The sequence below is a fragment of the uncultured Ruegeria sp. genome (assembly GCF_947489545.1).
In the GTDB taxonomy this organism is placed as follows: Bacteria; Pseudomonadota; Alphaproteobacteria; order Rhodobacterales; family Rhodobacteraceae; genus Ruegeria.
The window spans coordinates 103,398-121,648 of record NZ_CANLDZ010000005.1; the positions used below are offsets into that span (position 1 = coordinate 103,398).

The 18,251-nt window shown below is 55.1% G+C and carries 19 protein-coding genes and 1 pseudogene; 12 read left to right on the forward strand and 8 right to left on the reverse strand.

Features of this window, described 5'->3' with window-relative positions:
• Positions 1 to 21: 21 nt before the first annotated feature.
• The 7 genes from Q1B13_RS09175 to Q1B13_RS09205 all read right to left on the reverse strand — a co-directional run bounded on the left by Q1B13_RS09175 (position 22) and on the right by Q1B13_RS09205 (position 7,294).
• On the reverse strand, positions 22 to 1,908 hold the full coding sequence (locus Q1B13_RS09175) for a long-chain fatty acid--CoA ligase (protein WP_299075248.1): 1,887 nt from the start codon (positions 1,906 to 1,908) through the stop codon (positions 22 to 24).
• Positions 1,909 to 1,913: 5 nt separating this feature from the next.
• The gene (locus Q1B13_RS09180) at positions 1,914 to 2,687 is read right to left on the reverse strand and encodes an ABC transporter ATP-binding protein (protein ID WP_299075249.1); all 774 of its coding nucleotides are present in this window, start codon (positions 2,685 to 2,687) and stop codon (positions 1,914 to 1,916) included.
• Positions 2,684 to 3,448 carry an ABC transporter ATP-binding protein gene (locus tag Q1B13_RS09185; RefSeq protein ID WP_299075267.1) on the reverse strand — a complete coding sequence of 255 codons (765 nt, stop codon included), beginning with the start codon at positions 3,446 to 3,448 and terminating at the stop codon, positions 2,684 to 2,686. Before Q1B13_RS09185 ends, Q1B13_RS09180 begins: the two co-directional genes overlap by 4 nt.
• Positions 3,445 to 4,542, reverse strand: a complete 1,098-nt coding sequence (locus Q1B13_RS09190) for a branched-chain amino acid ABC transporter permease (protein WP_299075269.1) — start codon at positions 4,540 to 4,542, stop codon at positions 3,445 to 3,447. The genes Q1B13_RS09185 and Q1B13_RS09190 overlap by 4 nt, the downstream gene beginning before the upstream one ends.
• Before the next feature lie 4 nt (positions 4,543 to 4,546).
• On the reverse strand, positions 4,547 to 5,422 hold the full coding sequence (locus tag Q1B13_RS09195) for a branched-chain amino acid ABC transporter permease (protein WP_298935545.1): 876 nt from the start codon (positions 5,420 to 5,422) through the stop codon (positions 4,547 to 4,549).
• 74 nt (positions 5,423 to 5,496) lie between these two features.
• Positions 5,497 to 6,525: a zinc-binding dehydrogenase gene (locus Q1B13_RS09200; protein ID WP_299075272.1), complete on the reverse strand. Its 1,029-nt coding sequence runs from the start codon at positions 6,523 to 6,525 to the stop codon at positions 5,497 to 5,499.
• Positions 6,526 to 6,736: 211 nt separating this feature from the next.
• The gene (locus Q1B13_RS09205; protein ID WP_299075275.1) at positions 6,737 to 7,294 is read right to left on the reverse strand and encodes a hypothetical protein; all 558 of its coding nucleotides are present in this window, start codon (positions 7,292 to 7,294) and stop codon (positions 6,737 to 6,739) included.
• A gap of 606 nt (positions 7,295 to 7,900) precedes the next feature.
• Here Q1B13_RS09205 and Q1B13_RS09210 point away from each other — a divergent pair.
• Positions 7,901 to 8,560 (forward strand): L,D-transpeptidase, encoded by a 660-nt coding sequence (locus Q1B13_RS09210; protein WP_299075278.1) that lies wholly within the window; start codon positions 7,901 to 7,903, stop codon positions 8,558 to 8,560.
• 10 nt (positions 8,561 to 8,570) lie between these two features.
• On the opposite strand, the gene Q1B13_RS09215 is transcribed toward Q1B13_RS09210, so the two are convergent.
• Positions 8,571 to 8,843: a hypothetical protein gene (locus Q1B13_RS09215; protein WP_299075281.1), complete on the reverse strand. Its 273-nt coding sequence runs from the start codon at positions 8,841 to 8,843 to the stop codon at positions 8,571 to 8,573.
• Between the two features lie 358 nt (positions 8,844 to 9,201).
• On the opposite strand from Q1B13_RS09215, the gene Q1B13_RS09220 reads away from it, so the two are divergent.
• The 11 genes and pseudogenes from Q1B13_RS09220 (at position 9,202) to cueR (ending at position 17,649) form a co-directional block, all read left to right on the forward strand.
• The gene (locus Q1B13_RS09220) at positions 9,202 to 9,783 is read left to right on the forward strand and encodes a L,D-transpeptidase (RefSeq protein ID WP_298935538.1); all 582 of its coding nucleotides are present in this window, start codon (positions 9,202 to 9,204) and stop codon (positions 9,781 to 9,783) included.
• A 67-nt stretch (positions 9,784 to 9,850) separates the two neighbouring features.
• Positions 9,851 to 10,300 carry a cytochrome c gene (locus Q1B13_RS09225; protein ID WP_299075284.1) on the forward strand — a complete coding sequence of 150 codons (450 nt, stop codon included), beginning with the start codon at positions 9,851 to 9,853 and terminating at the stop codon, positions 10,298 to 10,300.
• Between the two features lie 153 nt (positions 10,301 to 10,453).
• A complete protein-coding gene (locus Q1B13_RS09230) occupies positions 10,454 to 10,636 on the forward strand; it encodes a hypothetical protein (RefSeq protein WP_299075287.1) in 183 nt (60 codons plus the stop codon).
• Positions 10,637 to 10,696: 60 nt separating this feature from the next.
• The gene (locus Q1B13_RS09235) at positions 10,697 to 11,266 is read left to right on the forward strand and encodes a cytochrome c (protein WP_299075290.1); all 570 of its coding nucleotides are present in this window, start codon (positions 10,697 to 10,699) and stop codon (positions 11,264 to 11,266) included.
• A 9-nt stretch (positions 11,267 to 11,275) separates the two neighbouring features.
• Entirely contained in the window at positions 11,276 to 12,175 is a 900-nt protein-coding gene (locus tag Q1B13_RS09240) for a c-type cytochrome (protein ID WP_299075293.1), read from the forward strand.
• A gap of 39 nt (positions 12,176 to 12,214) precedes the next feature.
• Complete coding sequence (locus Q1B13_RS09245; protein WP_299075296.1) at positions 12,215 to 13,585, forward strand: multicopper oxidase family protein; 1,371 nt, start codon at positions 12,215 to 12,217, stop codon at positions 13,583 to 13,585.
• A complete protein-coding gene (locus Q1B13_RS09250) occupies positions 13,585 to 14,058 on the forward strand; it encodes a cytochrome c (RefSeq protein ID WP_299075299.1) in 474 nt (157 codons plus the stop codon). The genes Q1B13_RS09245 and Q1B13_RS09250 overlap by 1 nt, the downstream gene beginning before the upstream one ends.
• A gap of 135 nt (positions 14,059 to 14,193) precedes the next feature.
• Positions 14,194 to 14,352, forward strand: coding sequence for a hypothetical protein (locus tag Q1B13_RS09255; protein WP_299075302.1), 159 nt, complete (start codon positions 14,194 to 14,196; stop codon positions 14,350 to 14,352).
• Positions 14,353 to 14,386: 34 nt separating this feature from the next.
• Positions 14,387 to 14,437 (forward strand): annotated as a pseudogene (locus tag Q1B13_RS27010) (hypothetical protein); the annotation flags it as partial.
• 299 nt (positions 14,438 to 14,736) lie between these two features.
• Complete coding sequence (locus tag Q1B13_RS09260) at positions 14,737 to 17,247, forward strand: heavy metal translocating P-type ATPase (RefSeq protein WP_299075305.1); 2,511 nt, start codon at positions 14,737 to 14,739, stop codon at positions 17,245 to 17,247.
• 15 nt (positions 17,248 to 17,262) lie between these two features.
• The gene (gene cueR / locus Q1B13_RS09265) at positions 17,263 to 17,649 is read left to right on the forward strand and encodes a Cu(I)-responsive transcriptional regulator (protein ID WP_299075308.1); all 387 of its coding nucleotides are present in this window, start codon (positions 17,263 to 17,265) and stop codon (positions 17,647 to 17,649) included.
• The last annotated feature ends 602 nt before the right edge of the window (positions 17,650 to 18,251 follow it).

The window sequence follows — 18,251 nt, forward strand, 5'->3', positions numbered from 1 at the left end:
TTCCTCCCGTTAACGTTTTTTCTAATTGTACATGTCTTCAATGAGATGTGCGTGTTTCTTTTCCACCAGCCCGCGTTTCAATTTCATTGTCGCGGTCAGTTCATCGTCCTCGGCGGTCAATAAAACGTCGATCAACCGGAAATCCTTGATCTGTTCAACGCGCGCAAATTCCTTGTTCACGGCAGCCACTTCGGCGCCGATCAGATCTTTCACTGCGGGTGCCGCGCAGAGAGAAGCGAAGTTCGAAAACGGAATTTTTCTGTCCTGTGCAAATTTTTCAACGTTTTCCTGATCTATCATGATGAGCGCGGACAAAAATTTCCGCTGATCTCCGACGATGACCGCGTCCGAGACATAAAGGCTGAACTTCAATCGGCTTTCGATTTCAGCCGGGGTGATATTCTTGCCGCCGGCTGTGATGATGATGTCTTTCAACCGACCCGTGATGGTGATGTAGCCGTCGTCATCGATATGTCCCAAGTCGCCCGTGCGCAGCCAGCCGTCCGAGGTAAAGGTTTCCGCCGTTTTCGCGTTGTTGCGCCAATACCCCTGAAAGACATTCATGCCCTTCAGTTGGATTTCACCCTGATCCGAAATGCGGATGTCATTGCCTGCAACAGCCCGGCCAATTGTGCCGATCCTGTTTTCTTCTGTCGTGTTGAGTGACGCGAGGCCTGCCGTCTCGGTCATCCCGAACCCTTCAACCAGAGGAACGCCAATGGCCCAATACCATTTCAGCAACTCGGTCGAAATCGGAGCTGCACCGGATCCACCACGACGCAGCCTATCCATGCCCAGCATCCGCCGTACGTTTTTAAGGACCAAATGATCCCAAACCCAATATCGCGCAGCAACACCCGCTGGGACTGGCTTGCCGGATGTCAGATACTCAGCACGTGCCAGTCCTGCTTTTAAGGCCATGCCAAACGCAAGGCGCCCCAAGGGTGTTGCATCTTGGGTCAGGATTTGGACCTGAGAATAGATCTTCTCCCACACACGCGGGACGGCTGTGAATGTACTTGGCGACACCTCTTGCAGGTTGGCAAACACCGTTTCAGGGCTTTCGGCGAAATTCACCGTGCATCTGCCCGCCAACGGGTAAAAGACCGACACATCGCGTTCCAGGATGTGGCACAGCGGTAGAAAACACAGCTGTTCGTCACTTGCCAACGTGGGCAGGGCGCGGGCACCGGATTCGATGGCGGCGAGTATGTTTTCATGGCTCAGCATCGCGCCTTTGGGCTGACCGGTTGTTCCAGACGTATAGACCAGCAACGCTGTATCCTGCGGTTTTGCCAGCGCTACCTCCGCTTCAAACAATCCGGGGTTTTCTGCCGCTGCTTGTTTGCCAATGTCGTAAAGGTCTTCGATCATCATGCAGCGCGGATGATCTAGTTCGTGCAGGCCTTCGTCTTCCAGGATGATGACTTTGAGCAGATCTGGAACCTCGTCTTCGATCTCCAGAAATTTGTCCAGTTGTTCTTCGTCCTCGACGATCAGAAATCGACTGCCGCTGTCATTGATCAGGTATTGCAACTGGTTGGCGGCATCGGTGGTATAGACGCCAGAGGCGATCCCGCCGATGCCTTGGATGCCCATGTCGAACCAGGCCCATTCCTTGCGATCCTCGGACAGGACGGAAACCACGTCACCGCGCTCCAGTCCCAGTTGGCGTAAGGCCAGTCCGATCCATTTGGCATGCTGCCAGTAATCGGCCCAGGAATAGGATTTCCAGACACCGAGGTCTTTTTCACGATGTGCTGTGCGATCACCCAACTCGGCGCAGCGGCTCTGGAACAGCTGGCAAATCGTGACGCACCCATCCACACGCAGCGGGCGCTGTCCGGGGGTTGCATTAAACTGAACGCCGTTGATCGTGATCTGTGCGGGCAGGGGGCTGTTCTCCATCCGGGTCACCTCCACGTCTTTTTACGCTTCCAGCGGCGATTTTCGCGCGCGCCATCTTGCTGAGCGCCAAGGTAGAAATCCTGAATGTCTTCGGATTCTAGCAAAACATCTGCCGCGCCATCCATGACAATGCGGCCAACCTCCATGACATATCCATGATCGGCCAGTTCCAAAGCTGCGTGGGCGTTTTGTTCAACCAGCATCATTGTCATGTTCTGTTCATCATTCAGGCGTTTGAGGATGCCGAAGATCTCTTGTACCAGCAACGGGGACAGGCCGAGCGAGGGTTCATCCAACAGCATGATCTTGGGATTGGCCATCAGCCCACGTCCGATTGCCAGCATCTGTTGCTGACCGCCTGACAGGGTTCCGGCCTCTTGCCCGCGACGGTCTTTCAGAACCGGAAAATAGCTAAAAACCAAGTCCCGGTCGCGTTCGATCTGCGCTTTGTCTGTCAGTGTATAAGCCCCAAGGCTCAGGTTTTCATCCACTGTGAGCAGGGGGAAGACTTCGCGCCCTTCGGGAACATGTACGATACCTTTCTGCACGACCTTGTGCGGTTCAGACCCTTGGATGTCCTGCCCATCAAAGGTGATCTTGCCCTTTTCAGGATCCATGACACCGGACACGGTCTTCATCAGCGTTGTCTTGCCCGCGCCGTTGGCCCCAAGAATAGAAACGATCTGACCTGGGTGAACATCCAGCGAGACACCACGGATGGCCATGATCGGGCCATAGAAACTCTCGATATTGCGGATCTTCAGGATTGGCTCACTCATGAAGCTTTCCCCAGATACGCCTCGACCACGGCGGGGTGCGACTGTACCTCGGCTGGGGTGCCAAGGGCCAGTTTTGCCCCGTCGGCCATGGCCAAAACCCGGTCAGACACGCCGGATACCAACCCCATGTCATGTTCGACCATCAACACCGTGATCCCCATCTGCCGCCGGATGTCATCGATCCACCAGCGCATGTCCGTAGTCTCTTCGACAGACAGGCCCGAGGCCGGTTCATCCAGCAGCAGTAATTTTGGGTCGGTGGCCAGCGCGCGGGCGACCTCGACCACTTTGCGCACACCATAGGGCAGGCCTGAAATCATCTTGTCACGGAAGGCTTGAAGATCGAGAAAATCGATGATTTCTTCGACTTTTTCGCGGTTCTCCAACTCTTGGCGCCGCGCCGAGGGGGTGAACAGGATCTCTGAGACCAGATTGGTTTTGCGATGTCGATGCCGCCCGACCAGCAGGTTCTGCAGGACAGTCGCGTGCTCGAAAAGCTCGATATTCTGAAACGTGCGCGCGACCCCATATTCAGCAACGCCCGAGGGTTTCACCTGAAGCAGATCATGCCCGTCAAACCGGATAGAGCCCGCGTAAGGATCGTAAAAGCGCGAGATCAGATTGAATACAGTGGATTTACCGGCACCGTTGGGTCCGACGATGGCAAACACCTCGCCTTCTTGAACCTCGAACGACAGATCATTCACAGCGGTCAGGCCACCGAACTTTAGCGTGACGTTTTCAAACTCCAGCATACTCATCTCAGACGCTCCGTCTTGAGATAGGATTTCTGACGTTTGAACATGTCTTTGCGGTAAAACGGGAAAAGCTCGAACCAAGTGCGGATTTTCAGCCAGCGGCCATACATGCCCATGGGTTCGAACAGGATAAAGCAAATCAGGATCACGCCGAAGATGCCAAATTCCAGCCCCGGGATGGCGACCGTGTTACCACCAAACGCCGCCGCAACGTATTCCTTCGAGATCGACAAGAACTGCGGCAGAAAGCCAATGACGATAGCCCCAAGAAAGGCGCCGTGGATTGAGCCCAAGCCGCCGATGACGATCATCATCAGCAACTGGATTGAGATTATGACACTGAACGTTTCGTTGTTGAACGCGCCGGCATAAAGCCCCATCAGCGCGCCGGCCCATCCGGTCACCGCACAAGACAGCGCAAACGAGAGCGTCTTGGTTTTGGCAACGTCCACACCCATCGCCTGCGCCGAGACCTCGGAATCGCGCACGGCAATGAAGCTGCGCCCCAACGGTGCGCGCAGCAGGTTGATATACCCAAGGGTTACAAAAATAGCGACGATCAGGACCAGCCAGAAGAACTGATCCGGTGTCGCCCAACGGTCGACCAGATGGCCGAAGATTTCTACGCCACCCAGATACTTACCCGCGACGCCGCCGGTGATCGGTTCGGCCAATACGATGACGTCGTCCATCAGGATGGACAGGGCCATGGTGAAAATCGCAAGGTATATGCCATGCAGGCGCAGGGCAGGGATGGCGACCGTTACGCCGGCAATCCCGGTCAGGATACCCGCCAGAGGGAAGGCGACCAGGAAGGGAACGCCAGCTTCGATCAGGATGACATTGGCATAACAGCCAAAGGCAAGAAACGCTGCGTGGCCCAGGCTGACCTGACCCGTGTGCCCTGTCAGGATCATCAGGCCGAGACCTGCGATGGCCCAGATCAGCACGTTGGTCAGCTCGCCGAGATAAAAGTCATCCAGAAGCCAAGGTGCTGCGGCGACAATTGCCAGCAGGATCAAGTACATGGTCAGTTGAAAACTGTCTTTCCACGGCCTGATATCCTGCATGTAATCTGTTTTGAAAACAATCCGCATGCGTTTAGACCTTCTTGACCCGAACCTGACTGAACAGCCCGTTGGGCCGGAATATGAGGACCGCCAGAAGCAAAGCGTATGGCGCGATCTGACTGTAACCCGCTGCTATGTAACGGCTGGCAAAGGGTTCTATCACACCAACAATCAATCCTCCGGCCAAGGCACCAGGAAGGCTGCCGAACCCACCTATCACGGCAGCTGCAAAAGCCTTTATTCCCAACAGGCCGGTGGTTGGATCAACAGACCCTTTGGCGGCAAAAAGAATGCCAGCGATTCCGGCCACCACTCCGGCTAAAGCCCAGATAATCCCCTGAACACGTTTGACAGGGATACCCATGTAATAGGCAGCCAGCTGGTTCTGGGAGGCGCCCTGCATCGCCAGCCCCAATCTTGTTTTGCTGAAAAAGACGTAAAGGCCCCAGGTCAGCAGGATCGTGACGACAATTACAGCCACATCCTCCATCCCCAGCACCAGCCCGCCAAACCGGACTTCTTTGCCGGCCAATGGGTTTTGCAGCGTCTGCGGTTCGTGTCCCCAGATCAGACCAGCGACAAACCGGATCACAAAACCCAATGCGATGGTGAGGATGACAACCGCGGTCTGGCTTTCCCCAAACAAGCGGCGGATGATCAGGCGATCCAGAAGGTAGCCCAAAGCCCCCATGATCCCCAAGGAGATCGGCAGAGCCAGCCAAAAGGGCAGGCCCATATATTCAGTATTTGTCAGGCCAATGGTGACGAAGGCGCCCAGCATCATGAAATCGCCTTGCGCGAAATTCACAGCCTCGGTCGCTTTGTAGATCAGAACAAAGCCAAGTGCGATCAGGCCGTAGACACAGCCATTCGCCAGCCCGCTGATCAGCAGCTGCGCGTTATCCAAACTCTCCTCCCCATGTCGGTGGCCCGACGTTTGAACAGCCCGCAGGTTTGCTTAGATGCGCGGGTCTTGCTCTACTATGGCGTGATAATCACCTTTCCGTCACTCTTTTTCAGCGCATCGGCGAGATTTGGGATCAGATTCTTCAACGTAAGCCGTTCCGACACATCAGTTTTCCACCGACCATCGGCAAAACGCGCCTGAACCTCGGCCACCACACGCATCTGATTGGCGGGGGGCGTGGACATCATCCATTGGGTCAGCCAGAACCCTTCGATCCGCTTGCCCATGAATATCAACTGCCCGGTCTGTGTGAGCGTAGGCGAGTCGCTGCCCAGCTTGCCATAGCAAACCCAACGCGCCTGATTGGGCATGGCGCAGAACAGCTGTTCAGAAAGCTGGTCCATCACCGCATCCAGGAACACGCGCGGTTTTAGCGTCGCGCTCAGGTCCGAGAATTTCTGTGCCACGTCTGGGTCTGTAGTGACCAAAACTTCGGATGCGCCCAAGTTTTTCAGCGACTCGACTGTCTCTTCACGGCGGACCAAAGCGATCGGTTTCAACCCGAGATCCCGACCTAGACTGCACATCAGTTTGCCCAACTGACTGGTTGCAGCAGAAACGACAAACGCCTCACCCGCCTCTTTTGCTATGTCGACCATCGCCATCGCGGTTAGCGGATTCACAATCTGCGCCGCCCCGTCGTCGTCCGAGATATCGGGGCGCAGTGGGATGCACATCTGCATCTGAGTCACAACGTACTCAGCCCATGCTCCGGAACCTGCCGCAACAAAGGCAACACGCTGGTCTTGCAGAGCCTCGGCGCCTTTGCCTGTAGCGACGACATCCCCGCATCCTTCAAAACCAGCAGCTGCACCTTTAACGCGTGGCTGCCCATATTCACCCTTGATGAAATGCATGTCAGAAGGGTTGACGGATGCGGTCCGCAAACGGATCAGAACCTGCCCCGGACCCGGTTCGGGAACTGGCAGCTCCGCCTCAGCCAGCCAATCCGCGGCATCGTCGATCACAGGCCCGGTCATTGCGCCAGAATATCCGTCATGTTTCAGAATTGTAGCGAACATCGAGGAGGGAAGAGCAGACATGTTTTTCATCCTTAAAAGCGCATGTATAGCACGCGACCGGGTGGCCGATAACCAGGGTTCAGGCGGGGAAGCTCTGGCTGCGATACAGGCTGGAGTTTGTCGCAAACCAAACAAAAGCGGTGCGCCGGGTCAACCAAACCGGGATTTTACGTCGCGGCAGCTCATCAGATGCGCGGCAAAGGGCCGACCCGTCGGATCGGCCCTTTGGTTTTTATTGTTGGGTCAGCAGGTTGCGCAAATCCTGCATTTTTTCGACAACCAATTCCGGCGAGGCCTTGATGTCATCAAGGATCCGGATTGCGCCAGTCTTAACTTCTTCAGTCAGAGTACTGTTTTCGACTGATGCGACCATCGTTTCGTAATCGAAATTCTGTATCGTCAACATGCCCCCTTGAATCCAGGAGTTGAACAGGTCCTGACCTTGGCCTGCCACTGCAGCAACCTGATCGCCGGCCTGTTCAGCAACCGAAGACGCAGCTTCGTTGGCTTGTTCGGTCAGTGAAGACGCTGCATCGCCAACTTGCTCAGCCGCTGAGTCCACCGCATCTGCGGCTTGATCCGTCAGGGAAGTGGCTGCATCCGTGGCCGTATCTGCCGCATCCGTCGCGGTGTCCTGAGCAGCGGAAGCGGTTTCGTCCACAGCATCGTTCACATCCTGCTCGGCTGCCTGAAGCTGCTCGGCCGGTGTCGGCTCGGGTTGGTTGAGGTAAAGGTATCCGCCAGCGCCAATTGCGGCGATGACGACTGCAACAATAAGTGTACGCGACATGTGTGTCTCCTTTGGAAAATGTGTCGCCGGGATGGGTCAACGCTAGCGAGTCGCAAAGGGGAATTCCCGAGAAATGTCAGCAGAATACGGGCATGAGCCATGCTACGCTGATCTGGCAGGTAGGGCGTGGCGATAACACGCCAACACGCATGTGCCCGGTCATTTTCTTGCGCTGAGCGCCTTGCAAACGCTACGAACCGACCAACAGGCAGCGATGCTATCGATTTGTGCTGTCAGAAGGGTTTTGCGACTCTGAATGAGTGGCGGAGAGACACGGATTCGAACCCTGGGTAGGCTTGCACCCACAACGGTTTTCGATATCAAGTCAAAAGAGCTCACACCAATAAAACAAGGGCGAAAATATGCAAGTCGGCATGGTAAGCGGGTAGGGGTGTCATAGAAGAGCGTCGTAGAGCTGAGACTGGAGATTACTAACTTCGACGCACCTCTCTATGATAAAATCTCAGCACAGTTGGCAAAAAGCACCACGTTGCCAGCAAGATTGCTCTGGCCCCATGAATGAATAGACACATCGCTCAATACTTGAGATGTTACGAACCGATTTGCCTTTTCTGGGGCCTTAAAAAATTGGGAGCGGTGGGAACTATGCTTAACAGGAGGCACTTTGTTGCATCTTCATTAGCGATGCTTTCTCAGCCGTTGTTTTCGACACGCGCAACAGCATCTACTTCTTCCCAATGGGCGGCATGGGACGCCAGGGTAACACCGCCCAATTTTGATCCCGCGAAATCTAATCCTTGGGGGCTACACCCGCGTTTCCTGCCTCAGCGCGTGCAAACCAACCGAGCACTTGTTCCGGGTGACATCCATGTCGATGCTGTCGCACGCTATCTGTATTTCATCGAAGACGGTGGCATGGCAATGCGTTACGGCGTAGCCATTGCGCGGGGTAATCTTTACGAGCCCGGAGTCTACACAATCAAGCGAAAGGCCAAATGGCCGCGTTGGACTCCCACCGCCGAAATGATTGAGCGCGACCCTGAGGAATATACTCAATTTGCGGATGGTGTGCCCGGTGGGCCGACAAACCCATTGGGATCAAGGGCGTTGTATTTATACGAAGGTAGTCGCGATACATACTTGCGAATTCACGGAACACCTTACCCAAGATCCATCGGAGGTCGCGCAAGTTCCGGCTGCGTAAGGATGGCTATGCCGCATATCATCGGGCTTTATGATCGCGTCAGGGCAGGGTCTACGGCGCATCTCTATCCCCCCGAGCGGCTTCTGACCGCGACCAGCTGACAGGCGTTTGTTAGGCGCGCGTACAGATCGGGCGCCCGTCAATAGTCCTGAGTGGCAGGAAAGTTGTTTCGACAGGCCCAACGTAGCGATACCAATAGCACCCGTCCTCGGGCATGATTTTAACAGCGGTCAGGTCCTGCCCAGGCGCCGCGATCTCGGCGACGGCGTCCGGAACTCGCGAAAGCGTTCCGGGCTCGCTATCTGCAGATAGCGATGTTGTTTCAGTACAGGCGCTGATGAACAAAAGTACGGCCAGTGCTTGCAAAGCTTTCTTGGAGGACATGACGCGTAGCCCACTATGATTGTCAGTTGTAGTAGCTGTTACCCTCGCACCGGCGGGAGATCACTTCAATTCACCAAGAACTAAGCGATTGTTAGCGTTGCTTTTTTGTGCTCGGCCAATTCAAAATAGCCAAGTTTGGTTTGAAGCGGCCTGAGGACACGTCCAAGAAAACTGTTTTTCCACAACGGCTTGATGATTTGAGTGCGCCTCTGGGGATTAAATCCCTACCCAGCCGTTGTGACCTGCCAAATGACATATCGCTTATGCAAAGCTTTTGCATGTTGACCTTCCAGCGCAGGAACCGGGCATACGAGTAAATTGAGTCGAGTAACAACAATAATCGTTTTGGACGACAGGCATGAAGCAGAGCAAAAATAGACACGGCATTTCACGCCGCCGGGTGATTGCCGGATTTGCTGCGACGACACTTATTCCCACACCGGCCGTTTGGGCTCAATCCGGATCAACTGCCGGTACGCATCGCAATGTATCGTCGTTTCGCGTAGCGCAATGGCAGGACCATTTTGAGACCCTCAAAAACGGCGCTATCCTATCAGACACCCAGTCTAAAGTGCTGCAATATTGGTCCGAGGATCAAAGCGTCTATCGTCTGTACCCAAGCAGCGTCCCACTCACGGAAGACCTCACGCGGCTTGGGTACACGACGATCATAAGAAAGGTCGAAGGGCCGTCGTGGCGACCGACACCGGCTATGAAAGAGCGCAATCCAGCGTGGCCTGATTATGTAGGGCCCGGTCCGGAGAACCCGCTCGGCACGCATGCACTTTACCTGAGCTGGCAGTACTATCGAATTCATGGCACCAACGATACGCGAAAAATCGGCCGGAAATCTTCGAACGGCTGTATCGGTCTTTACAATGAGCAGATCGCTGAACTGTTTGAACTCGCCACCATTGGTACGCAGGTAAAACTGATTTGACCTTGGTCAGTTAGTCTTTCGGACGCCTGCTAATACAGAACAACTGAAAATCATGTGAAACACTGAGATGGATAAGCTTACACTCTTGATAGCCGGGGTAGCGATCGCAGGTGCCGCTGCAATCGTCTACAACCTTAACCAGCAACCAACAGGTCACTCGATGACGCCACCTGATACGTCAGCACTGGAGCAAGGAGACCCAATCGAAAACGTCAATCTGCCGGACCAGCTAAGCGAATTTGCGGCCGTCGGCAAAGTGGCATTCGACGTCAAATGTTCGGCGTGCCATGGCGCGAATGCAACAGGTCTGCAAGGCCTTGCACCACCTTTGGTGCATAAAATCTATGAACCAAGCCACCATTCGGACGAGTCATTTTATGTGGCAGTCCAGAATGGAGTTCGGGCACACCATTGGAAGTTCGGCAATATGCCGCCGGTCGATGGCTTGACCCGTGCGGATGTGAAAGGCATCGTGGCGTATATCAGAGAGCTGCAGCAGGAAAACGGGATTTTCTGAAGGTGACGAGCCGAATGGGCAGTGCAATTCGTTACATCATACTGTCAATGGTGCTGACCATTGGCGGGCTGCTTGTGACGGCCGATTCTGCTCATGCACATGGCAGTGGTTCACAGCACGTGATTGACCAAACGGACTCCGCGGATGTTGAGCATGTCAAGCAGGGTCATCCCGGACATTGTCATGGCGGAACGATTTGCAACGCTGTTGGTCTATTTTCGATGGGTCCACCACCGCCTGGCCCCCAAGATACTGAACAAAGATACTCGATCCCTCGAGCCCAATACCGGGTTCTCGGTATCGCGGCGTTTGACCCACCACCGCCGCGCGTCCTGATCTGACCAGTCGAATTGCGCTCAACCTGGGCGCGTCGAAGCAGACGACAAGGACAAAACAATGAACATTCTAAAAATGACCACAGGCGTTGCCCTGGTTTCTCTGTTCGCAGCCGCCGCCCTGGCGCATGGTGGCGCAACCGGCATCGTCAAAGAACGCATGGATGGTATGTCCGCGATGAAGGACAGCATGAAGATCCTTACGCCGATGATGCAGGGGAAAACGCCCTACAATGCGCAAACGGTACGAAGCGAGGCCAAGAAAATCGGGCGGTACGCTGGCGAGGGCATGACAAAGCTGTTTCCAGAGGGATCTGATGGCAAACCCTCGGAGGCCAAATCGGAGATCTGGCAGGATTGGGGTTCATTTGCAGAGTTAGCCAGCCAGTTGGAAACCTACTCTGAAGGCCTTGTGCTTGCGGCGGACAACGGGTTGATGATGTCCGGGTCGGGCCATGGTTCGGGCATGATGGGCGGCGCATCCATGATGGGTGGCGGTTCTATGATGGGTGCCGGAATGATGGGCGGCAGTCCAAACCAGGCACAACTTTCTGAAATGCCGGCAGATGGTGTGTTCATGATGCTGAGCCAGACATGCTCGGCATGTCACACGCAATTTCGGTCGGAATAGGAATGCGTCATGAGACCGATATTCCGATTGGGCCTTGCTGCCGCCGTAACGGCGTCAGCGGGACTTGTTGCCGTGATGGCTTGGCCAATTGGCCAGCCCTTACAAGCTCTCGACATTCAGGGTGACGTTAACCGCGGGGCTTATCTGGCAAGGGCAAGTGGCTGTATCGCTTGCCACACAGATTTTGCCAAAGGGGGCGCGCCCTTGGCCGGTGGGGTGGAGTTGGATACCCCGTTCGGCACGCTCTTTTCGCCGAACCTGACCACAGATCCCGATCACGGGATCGGTGACTGGACAATCGAGGAGTTTGCTCGCGCTGTGCGTCAAGGCGTGTCACCCGGCGGACAACCCTACTATCCGGCCTTTCCTTATCCGTTCTATGCCAATTTCACGGATCAGGATATCGCCGATCTCTGGGCCGCCTGGCAAACGGTTGCACCGGTAGCGGAACCGTCAAAAGAGCAGGAAATGGCGTTCCCCTTCAATCAGAGATGGGGCCTGAAGCTGTGGCGCGCGGCTTTTCTGGAACCACCCCGCACTGATCCCGTGCCGGGCAATGACGAAGTGTGGAACCGGGGCCGGCTACTGGTCGAAGGTGCCACGCATTGTGCGGCCTGCCACACCGGGAGGAACCTGGCTGGCGCAAGAAATTCGGACACGGAACACTTCAAAGGAAGTGACTCCCCGCCGGGCGGTGACAAGGCACCGGCCATCGACTTTGAGACCCTGCAAAAGCGTGGTTGGACGGTAGATGATTTGGCCTACGCGTTGCGCACCGGCGTCATGCCTGATGGCGATGTCTTCGGCGGCGCCATGGGAGAGGTCGTAAACTATGGCACCAGCTTTCTGACAGACGAAGACCGGAAGGCAATGGCGACCTATCTGCTGGATGTGCACGACGGGGGGTAATCGAGTGAGAGATCAAATTTTCTTTGGAGGGAAGTCCTCATGAAGCTCAATCGCAGGCAATTCGTTGCAGGCACGTCGGCACTAATCGCAGTGCCGGTTATCGGGAGGGCGGCTACCGCCCCCCGAATAATCGAGGCGCGTTCAGGATTGGCACGTGTTGCCCCCGACAGCTATCCTGAAACCGAGATATGGGGATATGATGGCGGTGTTCCGGGCCCCGAAATTCGTGCCCGGCAGGGCGAAACGGTTCGCCGGACGCTCCTGAACTCACTGCCTCAGCCTACGGCAATCCATTGGCATGGACTGCGCGTTCCAAACAACATGGATGGGGTGCCGGGTCTTACACAGGAGGCTGTACCAACAAGCGGCGAGTTTCAGTATGACTTGCCCCTGAAGGATGCAGGAACCTTCTGGTACCACTCTCATAACCAGTCAACGGAACAAGTGGCCAGGGGCCTTTACGGCGCGTTCATCGTCGACGAAACGGACCCGCCGGACACGGATCGTGACATTACGATCCTGCTCGATGACTGGAGGTTGGGTCAGGACGCCCAAATCGTCGATGATTTTGGCGCGATGCATGACTGGACGCATGCAGGCCGAATGGGAAATTACGTTCACGCGCACATATCGCCCATGACAGAAGTTCTGACAAACCAACGTTTGCGACTTCGAATGGTCAACGTGGCAACTGATCGGATCATGTATGTCTCAATAGGTGGCGCAAACGGGAAACTGGTCGCTTATGATGGCATGCCTGTAAGGCAGCCAGAGGATTTTGAAATCCTTGTTTTCGGGCCTGCACAGCGAGCAGACTTGATCGTCGATGTCACAGCGGAATCGAGCGAAGCCATTCAAATAACTCTTCACGAACGCGATGAATCATTTGTCATCGCTGAGATCCCGGTTTCGGGAAGCGGTACATCTGCTAATCGCGGTGAGATCGGAGCTCTGCCACCCAACCCTGTTTCTTTTCTTGAAGATGTTTCTGACGCCTTAAAGGTTCCATTGTTGATGGAAGGCGGGGCGATGGGCGGACTGCGTCAAGGTACTTACAACGGCCAAGTCATGAGCGCCAATGAGTTGGTTCAGGAAGGACAGATCTGGACATTCAACGGTGTCGCAGGGTTGCCCGAAGACCCGCTCGCTTCCGTTTCGCGTGGCGAAATAATCCGGATTCAGATGCAGAACGACACTGTCTTTGCGCACGCCATGCACTTGCACGGGACGCACTTTCAGGAAGTTCTGCCGAACGGGAGCCTGGGACCGCTGCGAGACACAATACTGGTTGACCGGATGGAAACGCGGGAGATTGCGTTCGTTGCGGATAACCCGGGGGGCTGGCTGTTTCATTGCCACATGCTGTCGCATCAGGCCGCTGGTATGAAGACCTGGCTGAGCGTGGCGTGATGAACAAGAGCGCGGCGAAATGGGTGTCACTGGCTGCTGTGGTGATCATTGTCGCGGTCGCTGGCTGGGGCCTTAGTGGGCGTGCACAGAACAGTGCATCGGCGGATTCGGCACGTGGTTCAGTTTTGTACGCCGAAAATTGTGCGTTATGCCACGGAGCAAAATTGGAGGGTCAGCCTGATTGGCAAACACCTGATCCAGATGGCGTCTTGCGGGCGCCCCCACATGACCGAACCGGACACACCTGGCATCACGGCGACAAGCTGTTGTTCGACTATACCAAACTTGGCGGGGATCAAACCTTGAAACAGATGGGTGTCGCTGACGTCAAAAGCGGCATGCCGGGTTTCGGAGAAACCCTGTCGGATCAGGATATCTGGGACATCCTCGCCTTCATCAAGGAGAGTTGGCCGGATCGGGAACGCAAGCTGCAAGAGCAGCGCACCAAGGCAGAACAAACGGAAGGAAGCTGATGTGAACCTAATACTTGCAGGCTCAATCGCCATCGCCATGTCGATTGGCGTTCCTACGGCTCGCGCCGACGAGCTGTCTGAAGCCGATGTAAAACGACTGGCTCTCGAAGCCATTTGGAAAACCCTGAGATCATCATGCATGCGATTCAATTTCTTCAACAGCGCGAGGATCATGCAAGAGCAGAAGCAATTGGAAGCGTCTTGGAAAATCAGCGTGAATTGCTGGAACAGGATCCGAATGCGCCTGTCATCGGAAACCCGGAAGGCGACGTAACCGTGGTCGAGTTTTTTTGACTATAACTGCCCATATTGCAAACGCGCTGCCCCAGTCGTGAAAAACGTAATCGCAGGCGATTCCGATGCCCGAGTGGTTTATTGAGAATGGCGCATACTCGGAGAAGGTTCCGACTTGGCGGCAGGCACCGCCTTGTCTCACGAAACCAGGGAAAATACGAAGAATTTCATTGGGTGCTTATGGCTCTGAACGGTTGCGCCACTGAGGCCACTGTTATGAAAGTTGTTCGGGAACTTGGCCTGGACGAGGATCAATTGCGCGCAGATATGGAGGCGCCGGAAGTCGACGCAAAGTTATTGGGAAAGAAAGTTAGCATCAACACTTGACCTTCCACCTGCTGGAACCCTTATGTTGCCCATCAGCATAATACTTGTGGTGATAACATGACTAAGAATTCACTTGTGCGGTTTCAGGTACAGGGTATGAACTGCGCTTCCTGCGTAGGACGGGTCGAGCGCGCGCTGAAAGCTGTTCCAGGGGTAGATGCCGCTTCGGTTAATCTTGCCAGCGAAAGCGTTCAGGTCGATTTCGGCGATCCAGCTGATAAGGCGGCGATTGCAGATGCGCTAAGCAGCGCCGGATACCCGGTACGGACCGAAGAGGTCACTCTGGACGTGCAGAACATGACCTGCGCATCATGTGTAGGGCGCGTTGAACGCGCCTTGCAAGCTGATGATGGCGTATTGTCCGCGTCGGTCAATTTGGCCACCGAGAGTGCTACTGTGCGTTATGCCGAGGGTGTCACCACACCCGAAGCCATCGCGGCGCTTGCGGCATTTGCTGGCTATCCGGCGAGCCTGCGATCCGCGACGCAGACCGAACCACAAGACCGCAAAGCCGAAGAGATTCGCCAATTGGCTGGGCGAACAAGTTTTGCCGCTTTGCTCGCTTTGCCGGTATTCATTCTTGAAATGGGCTCGCATGTTACTCCGGGCATGCACCACCTGATAGCGAGCACAATCGGTATCCAGAACAGCTATTACCTGCAATTCCTTCTGACCACGATCGTTCTTTTTGGCCCAGGATTGCAGTTCTATACCAAGGGATTCCCTTCCTTGGTCAAAGGCGCGCCGGACATGAACTCTCTGGTGGCCCTGGGTACTTCGGCGGCATATGGGTTCTCACTGATCTCGACCTTTGCGCCGGGTATTCTTCCGGCCGGAACCGCAAACGTCTACTATGAGGCCGCAGCGGTGATCGTGGTTCTCATATTGCTGGGGCGGTTCCTCGAGGCGCGCGCCAAGGGCCGAACTGGTGAAGCGATCCGAAAACTGGTCGGTCTGCAGGCAAAAACAGCGCGTGTTGAGCGCGACGGATCGGTTATTGAGCTTCCGATCGAGCAGATCGTTGTTGGGGATATTGTGCACGTTCGACCGGGCGAGAAGATCGCGGTGGATGGTGCCGTAATGACCGGCGCGTCATATGTCGATGAAAGCATGATCACCGGCGAGCCGGTTCCTGTTGAAAAGAGCGAAGGCGCAACTGTGGTCGGAGGGACCGTAAACGGCACTGGTGAATTGACGTACCGTGCCGAAAATATCGGCGCAGACACTATGTTGGCCCAGATCATTCAGATGGTCGAACAAGCACAGGGTGCCAAGCTTCCGATTCAAGGTCTGGTCGACCGCATCACGCTGTGGTTCGTGCCTGCAGTGATCGCAGTGGCCGTTGTGACTGTGCTGGTTTGGATGTTGTTCGGACCCGATCCCGCGCTCAGCCTGGCGATGGTGGCCGGGGTTGCGGTACTGATCATTGCTTGCCCTTGCGCCATGGGGTTGGCCACACCAACCTCAATCATGGTTGGCACCGGCCGCGCGGCCGAGATGGGCGTCCTGTTCCGAAAGGGCGACGCCTTGCAAATGCTGCAGGAAGCCACCGTTGTTGCGGTGGACAAGACGGGGACTTTGACCGAAGGGCGCCCGGAACTGACCGACCTGATTGTGGCCGAAGGAATGATCGAGGATGAGGTTCTGCGCCTTGTTGCTTCAGTTGAGGTCAAATCCGAACATCCAATCGCCACGGCCATCGTGCGCGCGGCTGAAACTCACGGTCTGGAGCTTCCGAAGCCAGAAGACTTCACTTCGATCACTGGTTACGGGGTAAGCGCTTCAGTCGAAGGTCATACAATCCTGATCGGGGCCGACCGCCTGATGAGTCGCGAAGGGGTTGAAATGGGCGCGTTGACTGATCGGGGCGCTGAACTCGCAATCAACGGAAAGACTCCACTTTATGCCTCCGTAGACGGATTTATTGCAGCCGTCATCGCTGTGGCGGATCCAATCAAAACCACCACGCCTGACGCCATTGAAGCTTTACACAAACTCGGTCTGAAAGTAGCGATGATCACCGGTGACAATATCGCTACTGCCAAATCCATCGCGGCGCAGTTGGGTATCGATCATGTTGTGGCCGAAGTTCTACCTGAAGGTAAAGTGTCCGCGTTGCAGGATCTGCGTTCAAATGGTGGGAAACTGGCCTTTGTAGGCGATGGCATCAATGATGCGCCCGCTCTTGCGGCTGCGGACGTTGGAATTGCAATTGGTACAGGCACTGACATCGCCATTGAGGCGGCCGACGTCGTTCTGATCTCAGGCGACCTTACAGGTGTGGTCAACGCTTTCGGTATTAGTCGGCGAACTATGCGTAACATCCGCCAAAACCTGTTTTGGGCGTTCAGCTACAACACGCTGCTTATACCGGTTGCGGCGGGGGCGCTATACCCGTTTGGCGGTCCACTACTGTCGCCGGTTTTAGCTGCAGGTGCCATGGCTCTGTCCAGTGTATTTGTTCTGACCAACGCGCTGCGGTTGCGCTGGGTAAAGCCGATCAAAGTTGGGCGAGATCAGATCTCGCAGAGCACCGAGCAGGCGCTGCGATCAGCGCCTGCCGAATAGAATGGGAGAACCACTGTGAATATCGGAGATGTAGCAGAACGTTCGGGTCTGCCAGCCAAGACCATCCGCTATTACGAGGATATCGGATTCATCAAACCCAGACGCAGCCCGAACGGATATCGCCATTTTGACGAGAAGGAACTGCACAAACTGGCTTTCATCGGGCGGGCTCGTTCTTTGGGCTTCACCATTGAGGATTGCCGCTCGCTACTGGCGATGTACGAAGACAAAGAACGCGCAAGCGCAGATGTAAAGGATATTGCCAAACAGAACTTGAAAGAGATTGATGCCAAGATTGCCGACCTAAAGGCGATGCATGCGACACTGTCTCATCTGATCAATGAATGCGCCGGAGACAATCGGCCCGACTGTCCAATTCTAAAAAACTTGGGCCAAGCGTAGTTGCCCCCGGTCGCTTGATTTGCCTCCAATTTGGGCAACTTTTTTCTTCAGCCGCGGCTATTCGCGTTTTTTAACGTGCGCCGTACTACCAAATTTAGTTTTGTCGGATTCGGGTTTGCACGTTCGCTATGATCGCACTTCGTGCGGTCTATGGTAAGTGAGTTGATCACTGTTTTGAGGTAACGCTTCTGACGTCTGTCCGTTTGGCGATGACAATCGTCGGCACTTTTGCTTTTACAAACAATGACGTTAAGATCGCAGACACTTACGACCAATATGACGTTTCGATCGCATCAAAAGCATCAGAGTTCAAACACGACCATAGCCGCTTACATTCTACGACCGATCAACATCAAGCAAATGACCACGTGCATCATGGCGGGGAATGCCATTCCGATATCTGTTGCGTCGGTGAATATCTAACCCAAGTAGGTCTTGTGGTTTTGGTTGAAGCTGTTGGTCAAAAAAACTGTAACATGGATACGGACATACATCGCTCTCGGGCGCCTCTGACGCCTGATCGCCCTCAACAAATCGCCTAACGTCCACAGGCCCGCAATTGCGGGTTTTCATGTTGTTTCGGTCCTAGCATGCACTGCGAC